Source organism: Enterococcus sp. LJL51 (assembly GCF_049894025.1).
GTDB lineage: Bacteria > Bacillota > Bacilli > Lactobacillales > Enterococcaceae > Enterococcus_L.
Map to the genome: position 1 here is coordinate 242,044 of NZ_JBNEQE010000002.1, position 16,251 is coordinate 258,294.

Here is a 16,251-nt window from a genome sequence, read left to right on the forward strand (position 1 = left end):
CTTTTACTGTATTTAAACCGAAGTATTTGTCTTAAAAAAATAACCCTTTCTGATTCCTATCCAAGCTTTCTGAGCGAATCGTCAGCAGCAGTTCTTCCAGCGCCGAAATAAAGGTAACTCCTATCAATAACAGCCCAACCTTTTCTATGCCCAATGTTAGATAAAGAAGAGGAGCACAAAATAACAATAATCCGCTAAGCTTATTGAGCCAAGTATGTAGACTTGAAAATTTTCGATACTTTTTAAAACCGACAAGATAGGCACTCATTCGAATAATGATAATTAAAATCCCCCAGTAAAGAAAGTAAGGTGGAAGGGTTACTGCAGGAATAACCTTGAAGCAAACAATGACTAAAAAGAAAATATCGGCAAGACTGTCTAACAGTGCACCGGTTGAAGTAGCTGTATTTGTTGCTCTTGCAACATAGCCGTCAAGCATATCACTAATCCCGCAGGCTGCGTATAAAATAAAAAATGAGACTGAAAATGGATTAGTAAACAAAATAAAAAATGTTAGGAAAAATCTTAAACTAGTTAGAATATTTGCTGCATACTGAATAACTATCACCTCGCGAGCTTTTTAGTCAGTATAACAAATTTTTAGCTTGTGTACTGATAGTCTTGTATTTTTTTTAAAGGTAGCTGTCAATGTTCAACATCTATTAAAAAAATATATATAATATTTTTCTCTCTTAATAAAAAAATATTCTAGCTTTTCAAAGCTTTTTTCTGCAATACAAACGAATAGATTACTCTGTTTTTTATTATTTGTAGTGCTGAAAAAATGTATAGTGGTACTCCTGTTTTTACAATAAAGTTATATATTTTGAAAATTGTAAATGTCTTTTACTAAATTTCTATGCTATAATTTCAAAAAATGTAGCGGAGGAGTTCATATGGAATGTAAAGTGATACAGGTGGATGCCTTTACCAGAAAACCAGATCAGGGTAATCCTGCTGGTGTGATTTTGAACGGCGATGACTATACTGAAGAAGAGATGCAGAAAATCGCAAAGGAAGTAGGGTTTAATGAGTGTGTATTTGTCTGCAGCAGCGACAAAGCAGACGTGCGGCTTCGTTATTTCACCCCTGGGCATGAAACACCCTTGTGTGGTCATGCAACTATGGGAGCCATGTTTTTATTATCTGAACAAAAACAAGAAGATTATCAGTGGTCTGTAGAAACTCTGGCGGGTGTTATTCAGGTTGATTATGAAACTACGACACAAGAGATGACTATGCAGCAGGCTGATGCACAGTTTATACCGTTTAACGGAGATAAAGAAAGCTTATGTAGAGTAATGGGGATAAGTAGTGACAGCTTAGTTGAAGATTTGCCGATTGTCTATGGCAATACAGGTTCATGGACATTGATTGTTCCTGTAAAGGAAGGCGCAGTTTTAGATCAAATGATTCCGCAGACCGCAGCATTTCCAACTGTTCTGAAAGAAATGCCAAAATCATCAATTCATCCATTTGCGGCTTCTAAAAATGAAGGGACTTATGTTGCCCGCCATTTCTCTTCACCGTTTTCCGGAACGATTGAAGATTCTGTGACTGGAACAGCTTCTGGGGTGATGGGCGCGTATTTGCTGGCGTATGATCGACCGCTTAAAAAGCAGCAGATGATTACTGTTGTACAAGGGAAGCATGTGGGGCGAGAAGGACAGTTAACGGTCCTGGCTGAACAAGAAGGTGATAATGTATATCATGTTTCCATTACTGGAACTGCCTGTCGAAATAAAGAAATGACAATCTCCTTGTAATTGCTGAAAATAGAATTTAAAATACCCTATCGTTGTTAGATAAGATAGGGTATTTTTAGTTGAGTAAGATGATTAACTACTTATTTTTTTGTTATTTCTTTAATAAAAAATAATTCTGTAGGTTGTTCATGACCAGGTACTGTAATAAGTAACCCGCCGGCATCGGAATAGCCTAGCCTTCGATAAAAATGCTGGGCTTCTTCATCTGCTCGTGTAGATGTCATAATGAATGCATAGCCATATCGCTGCATTTCACTTTCCCAGTAGTCCATCAGCATTTTTCCATAGCCGCTGCGCTGATACGATTGATCAATAAAAAGTAGTGTACAAAAAGGTGTATCATCCCAAAAAAGATTATAGCGCAACAATCCAACCGGTTGATTATTATCTAATAAAACATAGCCTCGTTTATCTCTGATTTTCCTTTCAAATTCAGTTTCTGACAAGTGCTGATCTAATTTGAACCAGAAAAGCTGATCTTCTTTTTGTACATGTCTGATATGTATCATAGTAACCACCTTAATAAGCATTTGGTTTCCTTGATTATAGCAAAGGAAAGCTGGAAGAAAAAGCAGAGGGCAGTTAATAATCACAGTCTGCTTTTTATTTTTGCTAAAATTCGGATAAATAGTAGAGCCAAAACACTTATCCGGACTGAGACGTAGCGGACAAGTGTTTTGGCTTCTGCGAAAATAAGTCGTATGTTCACCGATACAGACCGTCGTTAATACTTAACGTTGATATCGGTTTTTCAATATACGTTTAATTCCGTGAATTTTTTTCTGATTTCCGTCAATTGGTGCATTATCAATAATTAGCAGAGCAATCATCACATAGATGATGGAACTATCCCGTGAATACAGAGTATAGCGTGGAACCCAATCAGAGGCATACTTATTTTTGTAGGCACGTAGACCTTGAAATGAGTAGAAGGTAGAGCCGAAATTATAGACAAGAAAGGCGATGCGCTCCTGAATAAAGCTTTTTCTCGACGTACCAACATTGGCTAAGGGAGCCATCCCCATATTAAAATATTCAATACCGTTGTTTTTCATATCGTTGAAAATTGAAATGAACAGAAAGTCCATAACGCCTGAAGGCGCATCTTGTCTGTAGCGCATTAAATCAATGGTTCCTTCTTTTTTAGTATATGTCGGCATAATATTCGCAAAGGCGATGATCTCATCTTTTTGGTTTTTAACAACAGCAATATCTGACAACTGCAGGTACTCCTCTGAAAAGAATCCTAGAGAAAATCCTTTCTCTTTTCGGTTTCCCAGCCACTCATCAGAAACAGAGCGTAATTCAGCTATTGTTTCAGGAAGAAAAGGCGGAGATAGAATGTCAAAGCGATACATTTCTTTTTCAAAACGATTCATTACAGCTCGGTCGGCTCGCCTTTTTTTCCCGGATAAACTAAAGGACACTAAGTCAACGTGAGCCTCTTCCCCCATTTTGATAAAGTCATAGCCATATTCATGAAGCAGCATGACTAATGACTCAGATACCTCGTAGAATACTGGTAAATAGCCCCACAAATCAGCCTCATGAATGAACTGCTGAATTGCTTCAGGAAAATCCTCTGAGTTACCTGAAGGATCGCCCATTACGACACACTTATTATTGTAGGTTTTGAATTGAAGTAGGACGGTTTCTTCACCAGCAGTATTTGAATAAATGTACATATTTTTGTCATTCAGAAAAACCAGCTGGCTGTCCGTATTTCCTCCATAATTATTCAGGAGAGCCAAGGCTCGCTTTTTATCCAAGGGTTCACCAATTTGGTGCTTGTTTCCTTGAAGATAACGAATAAAGATGAAAATGAAAAAAGTAATAAGCAAAATTCCTAGCAGACCAGAAAACCAGATTTTTTCTGATGGGAATAAGAAAAATGAAATAAACCGCCGATGATGATGGGGAAAAGACGGTAGATTGTATACCCCAATCACAGCATAGAGCAAGGCAAGTACAGCAAAGAGAATCCCGTCAAAGGTTCTCATTTCCCAAGAATAAACAAATTGTTTTCTGTAAAGTTCTTTTTTTGAGGAAATAACAAAGATAAGCAACAGAGATAAAAGGATAATCACGCTCCAGCTTAAATCTTTAAACAAAGTATATAACAAGGTGATAAGAATTAACGCAATTGCGGGAATATACGCCCGACTGACTCTTGCAGCGAGTCCACGGCCAATAATCAGTAGAGAAAAGCCTAATATAATGGCAGGAAATTGTGTTAATAAATGAAAAGACCAAGGATTTAGCTGCTTGAGCCAGTGAAATTGTGTAAATGCTTCCGGAATTGTAGCTGAAAGAACAATCATAATGCCGGAAAAATAGACAAGAACGACCAGCAGCTTATGACTTACTTCAATAGCCAGCTCCCTGGGAACACCAGAATAGCGATGATTAAGCGTGTGACTTAGATTTTTTACGAAAAACACGACGCCGATTAAAAATGGGATAATGTAATAAAATAGACGGAACAACAAGAGCCAAACAATGACTGTCTCACGGGGAATCCCTAATGAAGACAGACCGAGAATCATCATAATATCAAAGCTGCCTAGTTCACCAGGAATCATAGAGACAATTCCGATAACAGAAGCAGCGATAAATAATGGAATAACTTGTGAAGGGTGGAAAGATATACCCATAAGTGAACCAATGAGCAGAAAGCTTAGCAGCACTCCTGTCCATTCTAGAAATGAAGTCAAAATCAACTGAAGGCGGGAAGACATAGGGATATCGCCAATGTATTCATCTTTTCTAACCATTGTAAGCAGCAGCACAATTGGAAAATATAAGCCCCCGCCAATTAGCCAAATACTATACTGTTCTAAATAAGGATTTTTTCCGCCAAGTGTGACTAAAAGAAAAGAAATCAAACTGTAAATTGATAAACCTGCCAAAAGAAAAATCAAAATTTTTGATAAGGCCTTTACTACTTTTTTTCCATCTGTTTCTTTGCCGTAAAATTCGGAACGCAGGCCGATACTAACCAAACCGCCAAAGCCAGCAATATTGTTGATTGAATTAATCATCCAGCTTGTTTCCAATAGGTAGGCGGGGGCAACTTTTTGCTCCAGTGTCCGATTAAGTACAATATCATACCCAAACATCGGAACAACAGCGAGTAAACCAATCCCCAGCATCAATAGAAGCTTCCAAAAAGGCAGCGTCTGAAAAATAGCTCCTAATTGCTCAAAAGATATGGTTTTACCAATAGCCAATAGCTCACTGACTACAATAAATAAAACAGAAATAATAAAAATCATTTTAATAAGACCTAAACGCTTCTTGAACCATTGAATAATTGATTTCATAAATTCACCTGCTTTTCTAATAGAAATGAAAGTACGTTTTTGTTAAAAAGGTTGGGATCTTTTCGCGCGAATAGATGGCCTTGACCAGGAATCAAAACAAAAGAAGCCTTGGGAATCTTCTCTGCTAAATACATCGAGTGAGTTAGTTTAATGACATCTTTTTTTCCAACAATTACCAAAGTCTTAGCTGAGATGCGTTCCAAGTCGCGCTCCGTGATACCGATATCCCTTAGCATTAAATGCGTAATAACTGCTCGTTTTCGCCATTTAGAGGAGTAAATGCCTAGTAGCCGAAACCAAAAGTATTCTAGATAGACGCTGATTTGACTAAAAGGAGTTAATCCTTGAAATTCAGTATTTCCAGCATTTAAAATTAAATGTTTGACCATTGCCGGATGGCTGGCAGCAAAGTAGATTGCTAGATTAGCTCCGTCGCTAAAGCCTAGAATATTTAGAGAGTGAATATTCTCCTGGGCTGTGATAAGATAAAGGTCATCAGATAACAAATCAAAAGAAAGCTTGTCTTGTGTATTGGTTGAACGACCGTGTCCGCGGAGATCAATTGTATAGACTTTGAAATAACGGCTTAAAACAGGTACCTGATAGCTGAAATAATCGCTGCTTCCCCCATTTCCATGAAGAAGAAAAAGCGGTGTGCCAGTACCTGTTGTTTCATAAAAGATTTGACTTCCATCTGCGGTTGTTACAGTGTTTTTTTTCGTCATTTTATTCATCACCTGTCAGTAACAGTATAGTCAGTTTTTCATTATTTGAGAAATAATATGGATATAAGCCGAATCGTTTTGATAATGTTAAAGAATTTTAAAGAATAGATCTTCTTTCAGCTTTTTTTTGATAGGTAAAGTATGATAGTAAATATTTCCAGTAGTTTGGAGGATTCAACTGACCAATTATGAAAATCTTAAAAAGAGCAGCAATTGTTATTCTTAGTTTGATCGTAATTATTTCATTATATATGGGTTACAAGATTCGGGGAAATGTACAGCAGGTTATTCGCTATGAGAGTCAGGTAGAAGCAGCAGCCGAGGAGAACGGCATACCAGAATATAAAAATCTGATTCTGGCAATTATTTATACAGAGTCGAAAGGACGTTCAGCTGATTTAATGCAGAGCAGTGAAAGCGTCTATGGTCAGCAGGAGGTAATTGATGATCCAATCGAAAGTATAAAGTATGGTGTTAAGTTTCTAGCAGAAGCAATTCAGCAGAACAAAGAGGCTGGGAATGATCTTTGGACAGCAGTACAGGCGTACAATTTTGGCTTGGAATATATTCGTTTTGTTAGCCAAAACGGCGGTAGGAATACGGTGGCTCTTTCAGAAGAATATTCAAAGGATTTTTTATCTCCACTGCTTGGAAATGATAGCGGAGAAACGTATAGCTATTATCGCTTTCAATCAATTTTTCACAATGGTGGATTTCTTTATAAAAATGGCGGTAATATGTTTTATGCTGAAATTGTAAAAATGAATCAGAATTTTATTAAATGGTTTGGCTAGTGAAAGGAAGAAGCTTGGGAAGTGTTGTAGTTTTTTCTGAGAAATACCAGGAAGCATATGCAGCTAGTTTGATAAGTACTCAACAACAAGCTAAGTTAGAAAAGCCAAATTTTAGTCGAACAGATTTGAATGGATAGTATCATTAGACAACAATAGTGTCTTTTTACAAACGGCTTCTACGCAAGGAATGGCAAGATAAAAACTAAATAAACGCTTAGAGCTTGGAATCAAAAGCAGAGAATTTCTGGTTTTGTTTCAGGTTCTTTTTTTTGGAGGATGAGCGTCCTGGTGATTTAGACATTTTGATATGTATAAAACTCTACATGAGACCTACTAAAAGATACTGCCGAAAATTCTTTAAGGAATTTTCAGCAGCACAGAACAGTATCGAGCGTACAAAAACGGAAACTGTTGTCTAAGAATGATTAGTTTTCAGCCTGCAAAATAAACAGCGAGGCATCCTTGTTCATAAACATATTTTTTCCATGATAGAATGTTTCCATTTGTATATTCTTGAAGCCAGCTTGCTCTGCAATGTGAATCAATTCCCTATGAGAAAAGCCGTTGTGAACATCTGGGTGCTGAATGCTTTCCTCTTTGTCAAAATCAACGATAACCAATTTGCCGCCTGGGTTAATTAAGCTTTTTAGAAGTGAAAAAACAGCAGCTGTATCAGGGATATGCAGCAATACCTGAGATAAGTATACAAAGTCGGCTGATATACCTTTTGAATCTAAAAATAAATCCTGATGGAGCAGGGTAATTGAGTCGATTTTTTGCTGATCAATTTTCTTGCGGGCAATTTCCAGCATGTTTCCGGATGTATCAACAAAAATCATTTGACTGAATAAGTCAATAAGCTGTAGTCCCACCAAGCCTGTTCCGCTGCCAAAGTCTAATGCAGTATCGTATTCGCCGGTTTTAACTGTTTGGCGAATTTTGTCAGCGATTTGTTCTGCAATCTGTAATCGTTCTGGTGAGTCGTAGTGATTTGCTATTTGTTCAAATTTATTCATAGTTATTTTCAGCCTCTCTTAAAGTATCCTTGTTAGTATCAGACATTATCATATCATAGTATCGCAGGAAGAGTTGAGCTGATGGATTGCTAAATAATTAGACAAGACCGTAAAGGAAAGTTTAAGGAATGCACTTGTTTTTTAATAATTTCTTGCAGTTCTTTTCTTGAACAAGTAAACTAGAGAAGGTGTGATTTTAAACTTGAGTGAGGAAAGTAGGGATTCTGTGTCATTAAATAAATTAGAGCTGAAAAAAGGGTTAACTGCTCAGGAGGTTAACAGTCGGATGCAGCAGGGGCTGCAAAATGACTATGAGGAAAACGTAGCGAAATCAACTAAGGATATTATCTATGATAATGTCATGACGCTGTTTAACTTTTTGAACTTTGGAATAGCCCTTTGTTTATTAGCAGTAGGAGCATACTCCAATCTGGCTTTTCTAGCAATTATTTTAGTAAATATGAGTATGGGGATTTATCAGGAAATTCATGCTCGGAACTTAGTTCAAAAGCTTTCTATTGTCGCTAAAGAAGAAGTTACAGTTATCCGGGATGGTATACAGCAGTCCATTAATACCAAAGAGTTGGTTATGGATGATATTGTTGTAATTTCTGCCGGTGAGCAAGTTCCTTCTGATATGCAGGTAATTGATGGTAAAGCTGAGGCAAACGAAGCGCTATTGACAGGAGAATCTGATTTAATTGAAAAAACAGAAGGCGATACACTGCTTTCTGGAAGCTTTTTGTCTAGCGGTCAGGTATATGCTCAGGTTATTCATGTGGGCGCGGAAAATTATGCGGTAAAGATTACCTCTGAAGCAAAAGTGCACAAGCCGATTCGTTCTGAACTGATTCAATCAATTCGGAAGGTATCAAAATTCACTAGTTTTGTCATTATTCCATTAGGTATTATTCTATTTGTAGAGGGCTATTTTATCCGTGAATCTGGGATGAAGGGTTCTGTAGTTGCATCTGCTGCTGCCTTGCTTGGTATGCTCCCTAAAGGATTGGTTCTTCTGATTAGTATTGCCCTGACTACGGGTGTTATTAAACTGGCGAAGAAACGAATTCTTGTACAGGATATGTATGCAATGGAAACGTTAGCTCACGTAAATACATTATGCTTGGATAAAACAGGGACAATAACAGAAGGAAAAATGAAAGTACAGCATACAGCGATTTTAAATCCGCTGTTTAAAGAGAATTTTCCTTTAATCATTGGCAGTTACTTGGCTGAGAGTACAGACAATAATATTACGATGCAGGCGATTAGAGATCATTTTGAATTATCCAACCGCTATGGTGCGGTTAATGTTCTGCCGTTTTCTTCTGAAAGAAAATGGGGAGCAATTCAGTTCAATGAAATTGGGACAGTCGTTTTAGGTGCGCCGGAAAAGCTGTTTAGTGAAGACCGTTTGCCCCAGGAAGTATTTGAGGCGCAGGAACAGGGATACCGGGTTTTAATGATGGGAATTTCTGAACATGGTGTGCTGGATGAGAACGAACAGCTGCCATATCTGGAACAGCTGGCATTGTTTGAAATCGATGATCCGATTCGTCAGAACGCTAATGAAACACTTGCTTATCTGCGTGAGGAAGGGGTTGATCTCAAGGTGATTTCCGGAGATAATCCCGTAACTGTTTCTAATATTGCTCGTCGCGCAGGACTGTACGGATATGAATCTTATATTGACTTGTCTACGAAACAGACAGAAGAGGAAGTTCGTCAGGCTGTTCATGAGTATACAGTCTTTGGTCGTGTTTCGCCGCAGCAGAAGCGGACAATTGTCAGAGAACTGAAAGACAATGGTCGTGTTGTGGCAATGACTGGGGATGGTGTAAATGATGTGCTGGCTCTTCGGGAAGCCGATTGCAGTATTGCTATGGCTGAAGGAGATGGCGCTACCCGCCAGATTTCTAATTTGGTACTACTGGATTCTGATTTCACAACATTGCCGGATGTCCTATTCGAAGGACGCCGGGTAGTGAATAATGTCACTCGTGTTGCCAGTGTCTTTTTCATTAAGACGATTTACTCGCTGATTTTATCGCTTATTTGTGCAGTTACAGCAATTGCTTTTCCGTTTATTCCAATTCAAATTACTTTGATTGATTTGGCCATTGAGGGATATCCGGCGTTCTTCCTTTCCTTTGAAGAAGATAAGAGACGAATTAAAGGTAAATTCTTACCAACAGCTCTGAAAAATGCAGCTGTAAATGCAGTACTGGTTGTGGTGAATATTGTTGCAGTCTATCTAATAGCGGAAAATCAAGGCTTTAATCATTTGGATACGACAACATTAATGTACTATCTTTTGATTGGTATTAGCTGTATGGCTGTTGTACGTGCCTGCCTGCCTCTGAATCCTTTGCGCATCTTCCTGATTGTAACAACTATTGGAGGAATTTATGTAGCAGCTATGCTGTTCCATCATATTTTGGAGGTTGGTTTCCTAACAAGTGCAACCTTACCAATTTTTGCTGTGATGATGCTGGCAAATATTGTTATTCGGGCATTAATCGGCGTATATACAATGAAGAAGAATAATTTAGCGATTAAAGATTTATAAAATTGTTAAAAGAATAACTAGAAAAAGAGAACTCTGCAGGAATTAACTATTCTTCTGCAGGGTTCTTTTTTGCTTTACTTACGAAAGGATACGCTTATTTTTTACTTTCTGTGGCTAAAGACATCTAGTTTTCAAAGATTTAATACTATATAATTAAATTGTTAGATAAAAAAAGCGAATTATTATCGCTGTATCAGTAAAGTGATAGAGCAAGCGAAACGAAAATTAACTAAATTTACTGAAATTCAGTACCTTAATGGTGAGATAACTAACATAGGTTAGCACAGTTAGTTAAGTAGTAAGCGCTATTTTTAAATAGGGATTGCATATAAAGAAGTTAGCTTAGTCTATTGTAAAAGAAGGATAAGCGAATCAAAATTAAACTGTTTTTGACGGTTTTATTTACTAAGTTCTGATTAGAAGACAATATGATGATGGCTGGCGAAAAACGAAACTGGTTACAGAGGAAAATGCGCTCTGCAATATGAGTAGCTGGGTTTATAACAGTTTGCCTTTTAGTATAGGTAACCTTAGAAACAGAATTCTGTTTCTAAGGCAGGAAATTACAGATGGAGGAGATACAATGACGATTAAAAATGATGCAGGAGCTGCAGCAGCAATCGGCGGCGCACTTGCCAGCAAAGCAATTAGCGATAAAGGGGTCATTCAATATGCAGAAGAAAGTAATTTAACCGCTGTCGGAACAGGAAAAGAACGCGGAGAATCGGCTGGACAGGCAGTTGCTTCCTACCGTACGTTGTTAGTTGGCGATGCACAAAAAATTTCATCTTTAGGACAGGAATTTGCTGGTTTGGATCAGGCATTAGCTGGAAAAATGAACTAGTCTTTTTAGGAGGAAATTATAATGGATAGTGAACAACTGTTAAAAAAGGAGCTGCAGGAAATAGAGGAAGAACGCTATCAGGCGGAAAAGCTGGAGAGTGAAGTGCTCTCAGAAGAAGAATATTTTTTTGAAGACATGACTCAGCGTGTTCATAGTGTTTATGAAAGCCAGGAACAGTGGGGACAAGACCCGATGATGGGGTATCTATTTGAGGAACAGGCTGATTTATTGCGGCAAGTACAACAGAACCGTCAGGACTTTATGGATACCTGGGTAACAGAGATGAAGACATATAAGCAAAAGCTTTCAGATCAAGAAGACCACTGTACAGAGAAGCTTTACAAGGAAAGACAAGGGGAAATAAAGGAGGAAAACTAATGGGGTTGTTGGTAAAACCTAGTGAAGTCAAACGGCAAACGACAAGCATGATTACGGCTCTGCAAAAGGATGCTGATTCAATCGATCAGGTGCTGCCGTCTATAGAAGAATTTTCAGGAAATCCAGCTTTAGGCGGTGGTGCCTGGGAAGGGATGAAGGCGCAGCTTTCAGGCCACTGCGCAGTAATTCAGGGATTGATTTTAGCAATGGAAAGTATGATGTCCGATAGCGAATCTTTGGCAGGAGCTGTTGGAGATGAAGAACTGGATGAAGATAAGCTTCAAAAAGAGATAGAAAAGCTGGAGAAGAATAATGCTTCCTACAGTACATCAATTGCTTCTTATCAGCAGAAAATAAGAAATTTGTCTTACCAGTCAATTGGTATGGGGACACTAAATGAGGGCTTAAAGAATTACTATAGTCAGCAAATCAGCAGTACAAAAAAGCTGATTGACTTGAATAAAGAAGCGATTGAAAAGCTGCAGAAAAAACTGGAAACTCTGTACGAAATGGAAAGTGCCACTTCTGGGCTGTATGGAGAGGCAATGTCGCTGTATGACTTATCCCAGCAGGGAATGACTGCTTTAGGCAACAGCTGGACTGGTAGTGGATTTTCATTGCCAAAGGATAGTATGTGGCAAAAACAGCTGGAAAATAAATGGAGTACAAGTGAAACAAGAATTATCCGGCAATTAAAAAAAGAGGGCTGGGATGATCCAGCTATTGAGAAATTTAAAGAGTATTTAAACGAGAAAACAAAGGGATTAAGTGGGGAGGAGCTTATTCAGAAGCTAAATGGAATTCTTGAAGAAACCTATTTAGTAGGATCAGATGTCTATGAAATATTGTTTGATGGATCAGAGCTGCCTGATAAAAAGAAAATCGAATTGGTGCTGAAGCAGATGGGTGGTTATTTAGATGAAAATGGCGACTTGGCTTTTAAAGAACCTTGCCGATTCAAATTTGATCCGAATATGCCGCCAGGCGGCAGTTTCTTAGATAAGTTTTCAAAAACTGTTCAAAATGCTTTCCCAGAGGGATTGACTGTTAAGGATGAGGATAAGAAATTAAGCTCAGTTGAACTAAAGAAAAAATACTCGCTAGAAACAATGCTCCATCAATTTAGAAACACTCTGGATCAGAATAACATTGCTTATGTTCAGCGCTATAAAAAAGAGCATGGATTAAGCAGTGATGAAGAGGCAATCAAAGCAATTCTAGGTGAAGATGGCTGGATGTACAGAGATTCTCGTTTTCATAATAGAGGATTAGTAGGTGAAGATATCGATTTTGGCGACTTGACTAGTAAAAATTTATTGAATAAAGATGGCTTTAATAAATTACTTGAATCGAATGGTTTTAATCGAAAAATTTTATCTGATGATTATCACAGTGAGTTTATTATTGATGAGAAGGGGAATCTTGTTAGTCAATGGGGAAACAATAATAATAAATATGATCAGAATAAGGGGATAGTCAACGGAGAGTCATTTAATTACGGGGCAAAACCAGAAGAAAATGATAGTCATCAAGTATTAGATGTAGATTCACCGGCCTTTTTCGATACTGAAGTTCGGAAGGAGCTTAAGGATGATTGGAGATATCCTGAAAAGAATGATTATTTTAAACAGATTAGAGAACAAGCAGAAAATGGGAAACAATTTAAAAAATAAGAATACAAGGGGTCGGCAATGAACAATAAAAAAAGAATAACGATGTTAATTTTTGTTTTAACAGTTTTATTGTTTTCAGGCTGTACAATTAAGTCGAAATCTGAAAATAAATCAGCGATAAATGACTTTCTAAAAACATTTCAAATGAAACAACTAAAAACAGAAGACGCCGAAAAGTTGCTGCCTGAAAAAATTGATTTGCCTATCAATGAAAAAGATTTCAGCTACGAATATGTAGATGCTAAAGTGATAAATAATCAGCTATATATTATTTTGGCGAGTGAAAAAGTGGATTCTGAGACTATTTCTACAGAGAAGCGTTATCAAAAGTCCAAGTTGATGACCTATGACTTTCAGAAGCAGTCTTTTGAAGAGGTGCAAATCGGTAATACAGATAATACTATTTCATTCGAATGTATTCTTAAGGATACTGTTTATTTACGTTATCAATCCGGAAGCTATAAAGAAAATACTGAACAGTTAGGTCTTCTCGAATTAAATCCCGCAACAAACAAAACAGTCGACAAAATAAAATTAAATTCCAAGCTTAAAGATTTTGTTATTGTCGGGAATGATATTTATCAACTTTATAACGATGAGAAGAATGAGGAAGCTATCATTCAAAAATCAGATTTTGAGTCTATGAATATGGAACAGGAATTTGAAAAAAGCGATTCGGAATTCAGCAAACTAAAATCAATGATGGATAAATCCAAAGCGGGCTATTCTTATGATTATACTTTCTTTAATGCCATAGAAGATGGAAACTACACCAGTTGGACCATGGAATCAGGAGAGAAAAATACATTGTTTAAAGCAAATAGTTTAGAAGCTGGTCAAAGATTGGCTGATGAAAAGTTTTTAGAAATAATCGATTTTTACCCAGGAGGTAGAAGTGGTGAGGATCCGCCGATGCATTTTTTAACCTTGTATAATTTGCCTGAACAAGAGCAGGTTCTTTTGTACGACGATTTATATATAAACAGAACAAAGGAATTTCAGAACAGCTACACAACTCCAGCAAACCAAACCCATTTTTTAATTAAAGACTTCAAAGGAGATTGGGCACGATATCATATTGAAGAAAATGTGCTAATTAAAGAGTCGATTCCAGATACAGAAAACTTTGCTACAACCATGGCGATGAATAATGGCTGGTTTTTCCTAAGTGATGGAAAGACGATTTTGCTGATAAAATGAGCGTATAACTTGATGGAAAAGGAAAATTAGATATGACTGTTAAAAAAATAGTACTTATAAGCAGTTTAGCTTCCACAATTATTATTGGTGCAATATTTCTATTTTCTCTTTATAGTTTCAATGAAGAAAAAAAGATTTGGGAACATTTATCAAAAAAAGAAGCGGATTTCCTGTTGAGAAAAGAAGATGGTGTCTATACTAATACGGATGGCTATTCTATGAGTGCAACAGACTATAGCCTTTTGTATTATTTAGCTATTAACGAAAGTGGCAATGACACGGAAATTTATACGAAAAAAAGTGAAAAAAAGGATTTCTGGTACATCACTCGTTCAACTACAACCAATGGAGAAGTTGAAATAGACTATGTAATCTTTGAAACGTCAGCCTTTTTAGCAAAAGATGTTTCAGAAAAAGAATTTAAGCAAGCTATCAAAAAAGATAAAGGACTAAGCTTTTCTAAAGACCAAACACAAACCACAATCGAACCTTTATACGTTAAAAAGTATGTTGATTGAAATCTGAATAGAAAAGGTAAGGAGAATGAAGCCGACTGAAAAATAAGATGATTATCAATGGAAATGGTAAAAAATGGAGCAAAAACCAAAGATATCTATTAATTTTATTGATAGCTATTATATCTCTTTCGGGATGTAATTTAGCAAATACTAGTGTGAACGAAGAAGTCACGACATCTGAATTTTTAAAAACATTTGAAATGAAACGGTTAAATACTGAAACGTCTGAGGAACTTATCCCAGAAAAATTAGAGATACCAAATGATTTTGAAATATCAAAAAATGATTACATTGATGTGAAGAGTGTTGGAAATAAGCTATATATTATCACAGGTAAAGATTTATCTGATAATTTAAGCTATGAAACAATGACATTATTTAGTTATAACCTAGAAACTAAAAACTATCAGACGATAATATCAAAAGATGAGGATGTTAGTATCTCATTTGAGTATGTTGAAAATAGCAAAATCTATATTAGAAAATATGATTCAACAGATATGCATTTGGGGTTAGTAGAGCTCAATACAGAAACAGATAAAATCGTTGAAAAATTACCAATGGGTGATTGGGAAGATTTTGTTATTATTGGCAAGAGAATTTTTACACTGGAATCACAAAATGATGAGAAAATTCAAGAATTTGATTTCTTAACCATGGAAAAAAGGACCAGTTATGAAAAATCAAATACTCAATTTGAGGAAATCAAGCAGCGCATGAATAGTTGGGAAAATGGTTACAGTTTTGATTATTCATATTACCATTCAATCAAAGGAGAAGGGCTTTTTTCTTGGGACATGAAAACAGGAGATGCAACTCTTTTGACTGAAACAAATGCTAAAGATGTTGGCCAACGATTAGGTGATAATATTTTATTGCAAAACCATCAATATTATAGTGATGAAATGAGTGGCGAAGAAAATGCATTGGAGATAGTAACTGCTCTGGATTTAGCAAATCAAAAAGAATATTTTCTTTTTGATGATTCTGAGGTTTTTTTGCATAGTAATCATTCCTTGAAAATTCCTAATGAAACAGCAACACCTGCAAATAATCATTACTTTATTGCCCAAGACTTTCAAAGTAATTGGGCACGCTATCATATGAAAGAAAGCGTGCTTATTAAAGAGCCGATTCCGAATACTGAAAACTTTAAGACCACAATGGCGATGAATAATGGCTGGTTTTTCCTAAGTGATGGAAAGACGATTTTGCTGATAAAGTAAAACGGATTAAGAACGCAACGAATCACATTGGGAATATCCAAGCGCATCTATGTGATTATCACGAAAAATGACAATGGGTTTCTCAAAGTGTAGATAACTTGAATTAAATCGATTTTGTGGTACAATAACTATGTGTAATTGTGTCATTTGAAGACGTACTGAAAGCAAATGCAGATCAGTGCGTCTTTTTACCGACTGTTCACATTCACATGAATCAGT

14 protein-coding genes are annotated in these 16,251 nt (G+C 36.7%); 9 read left to right on the top strand and 5 right to left on the bottom strand.

Translation table 11 applies throughout. The annotated features are described in order from the left end of the window. Nucleotides 1-31: 31 nt before the first annotated feature. On the bottom strand, nucleotides 32-568 hold the full coding sequence (locus ACPWSO_RS03340; protein ID WP_426081383.1) for a CDP-alcohol phosphatidyltransferase family protein: 537 nt from the start codon (nucleotides 566-568) through the stop codon (nucleotides 32-34). Nucleotides 569-896: 328 nt separating this feature from the next. Here ACPWSO_RS03340 and ACPWSO_RS03345 point away from each other — a divergent pair, with 328 nt between their 5' ends. Next, nucleotides 897-1,766, top strand: coding sequence for a PhzF family phenazine biosynthesis isomerase (locus ACPWSO_RS03345; RefSeq protein ID WP_426081384.1), 870 nt, complete (start codon nucleotides 897-899; stop codon nucleotides 1,764-1,766). 80 nt (nucleotides 1,767-1,846) lie between these two features. Here the strand turns inward: ACPWSO_RS03345 and ACPWSO_RS03350 are convergent, their stop codons facing one another. From ACPWSO_RS03350 to ACPWSO_RS03360, 3 genes are all read right to left on the bottom strand, one after another. Beyond that, the gene (locus ACPWSO_RS03350) at nucleotides 1,847-2,275 is read right to left on the bottom strand and encodes a GNAT family N-acetyltransferase (protein WP_426081385.1); all 429 of its coding nucleotides are present in this window, start codon (nucleotides 2,273-2,275) and stop codon (nucleotides 1,847-1,849) included. A 222-nt stretch (nucleotides 2,276-2,497) separates the two neighbouring features. Next, the gene (gene mprF, locus ACPWSO_RS03355) at nucleotides 2,498-5,089 is read right to left on the bottom strand and encodes a bifunctional lysylphosphatidylglycerol flippase/synthetase MprF (RefSeq protein WP_426081386.1); all 2,592 of its coding nucleotides are present in this window, start codon (nucleotides 5,087-5,089) and stop codon (nucleotides 2,498-2,500) included. Next, nucleotides 5,086-5,814 carry an alpha/beta fold hydrolase gene (locus tag ACPWSO_RS03360; RefSeq protein ID WP_426081387.1) on the bottom strand — a complete coding sequence of 243 codons (729 nt, stop codon included), beginning with the start codon at nucleotides 5,812-5,814 and terminating at the stop codon, nucleotides 5,086-5,088. The genes mprF and ACPWSO_RS03360 overlap by 4 nt, the downstream gene beginning before the upstream one ends. A 188-nt stretch (nucleotides 5,815-6,002) precedes the next feature. On the opposite strand from ACPWSO_RS03360, the gene ACPWSO_RS03365 reads away from it, so the two are divergent. Next, a complete protein-coding gene (locus ACPWSO_RS03365) occupies nucleotides 6,003-6,608 on the top strand; it encodes a lysozyme family protein (RefSeq protein ID WP_426081388.1) in 606 nt (201 codons plus the stop codon). 425 nt (nucleotides 6,609-7,033) lie between these two features. Here the strand turns inward: ACPWSO_RS03365 and ACPWSO_RS03370 are convergent, their stop codons facing one another. After that, entirely contained in the window at nucleotides 7,034-7,624 is a 591-nt protein-coding gene (locus tag ACPWSO_RS03370) for a class I SAM-dependent DNA methyltransferase (RefSeq protein ID WP_426081390.1), read from the bottom strand. Nucleotides 7,625-7,910: 286 nt separating this feature from the next. Between ACPWSO_RS03370 and ACPWSO_RS03375 the strand changes: the two genes are divergently transcribed. The 7 genes from ACPWSO_RS03375 (at nucleotide 7,911) to ACPWSO_RS03405 (ending at nucleotide 16,032) form a co-directional block, all read left to right on the top strand. After that, nucleotides 7,911-10,193 carry a cation-translocating P-type ATPase gene (locus ACPWSO_RS03375; protein ID WP_426081520.1) on the top strand — a complete coding sequence of 761 codons (2,283 nt, stop codon included), beginning with the start codon at nucleotides 7,911-7,913 and terminating at the stop codon, nucleotides 10,191-10,193. 583 nt (nucleotides 10,194-10,776) lie between these two features. After that, nucleotides 10,777-11,037, top strand: a complete 261-nt coding sequence (locus tag ACPWSO_RS03380) for a TIGR04197 family type VII secretion effector (protein ID WP_426081391.1) — start codon at nucleotides 10,777-10,779, stop codon at nucleotides 11,035-11,037. Between the two features lie 21 nt (nucleotides 11,038-11,058). Beyond that, nucleotides 11,059-11,415 (top strand): hypothetical protein, encoded by a 357-nt coding sequence (locus ACPWSO_RS03385; protein ID WP_426081392.1) that lies wholly within the window; start codon nucleotides 11,059-11,061, stop codon nucleotides 11,413-11,415. Then, on the top strand, nucleotides 11,415-13,088 hold the full coding sequence (locus tag ACPWSO_RS03390; protein WP_426081393.1) for a DUF3114 domain-containing protein: 1,674 nt from the start codon (nucleotides 11,415-11,417) through the stop codon (nucleotides 13,086-13,088). The genes ACPWSO_RS03385 and ACPWSO_RS03390 overlap by 1 nt, the downstream gene beginning before the upstream one ends. A gap of 18 nt (nucleotides 13,089-13,106) precedes the next feature. Further along, nucleotides 13,107-14,288 (top strand): hypothetical protein, encoded by a 1,182-nt coding sequence (locus tag ACPWSO_RS03395; protein ID WP_426081394.1) that lies wholly within the window; start codon nucleotides 13,107-13,109, stop codon nucleotides 14,286-14,288. 32 nt (nucleotides 14,289-14,320) lie between these two features. After that, nucleotides 14,321-14,806, top strand: a complete 486-nt coding sequence (locus tag ACPWSO_RS03400; RefSeq protein WP_426081395.1) for a hypothetical protein — start codon at nucleotides 14,321-14,323, stop codon at nucleotides 14,804-14,806. 47 nt (nucleotides 14,807-14,853) lie between these two features. Next, a complete protein-coding gene (locus ACPWSO_RS03405) occupies nucleotides 14,854-16,032 on the top strand; it encodes a hypothetical protein (protein ID WP_426081396.1) in 1,179 nt (392 codons plus the stop codon). Nucleotides 16,033-16,251: the final 219 nt, after the last annotated feature.

Coding starts and splice junctions, on each gene's coding strand:
- ACPWSO_RS03400 (WP_426081395.1), top strand. CDS start 14,321: ATGACTGTTAAAAAAATAGTACTTATAAGCAGTTTAGCTTCCACAATT.
- ACPWSO_RS03345 (WP_426081384.1), top strand. CDS start 897: ATGGAATGTAAAGTGATACAGGTGGATGCCTTTACCAGAAAACCAGAT.
- ACPWSO_RS03385 (WP_426081392.1), top strand. CDS start 11,059: ATGGATAGTGAACAACTGTTAAAAAAGGAGCTGCAGGAAATAGAGGAA.
- ACPWSO_RS03395 (WP_426081394.1), top strand. CDS start 13,107: ATGAACAATAAAAAAAGAATAACGATGTTAATTTTTGTTTTAACAGTT.
- ACPWSO_RS03375 (WP_426081520.1), top strand. CDS start 7,911: ATGCAGCAGGGGCTGCAAAATGACTATGAGGAAAACGTAGCGAAATCA.
- mprF (WP_426081386.1), bottom strand. CDS start 5,089: ATGAAATCAATTATTCAATGGTTCAAGAAGCGTTTAGGTCTTATTAAA.
- ACPWSO_RS03350 (WP_426081385.1), bottom strand. CDS start 2,275: ATGATACATATCAGACATGTACAAAAAGAAGATCAGCTTTTCTGGTTC.
- ACPWSO_RS03365 (WP_426081388.1), top strand. CDS start 6,003: ATGAAAATCTTAAAAAGAGCAGCAATTGTTATTCTTAGTTTGATCGTA.
- ACPWSO_RS03405 (WP_426081396.1), top strand. CDS start 14,854: ATGATTATCAATGGAAATGGTAAAAAATGGAGCAAAAACCAAAGATAT.
- ACPWSO_RS03380 (WP_426081391.1), top strand. CDS start 10,777: ATGACGATTAAAAATGATGCAGGAGCTGCAGCAGCAATCGGCGGCGCA.
- ACPWSO_RS03390 (WP_426081393.1), top strand. CDS start 11,415: ATGGGGTTGTTGGTAAAACCTAGTGAAGTCAAACGGCAAACGACAAGC.
- ACPWSO_RS03360 (WP_426081387.1), bottom strand. CDS start 5,814: ATGACGAAAAAAAACACTGTAACAACCGCAGATGGAAGTCAAATCTTT.
- ACPWSO_RS03370 (WP_426081390.1), bottom strand. CDS start 7,624: ATGAATAAATTTGAACAAATAGCAAATCACTACGACTCACCAGAACGA.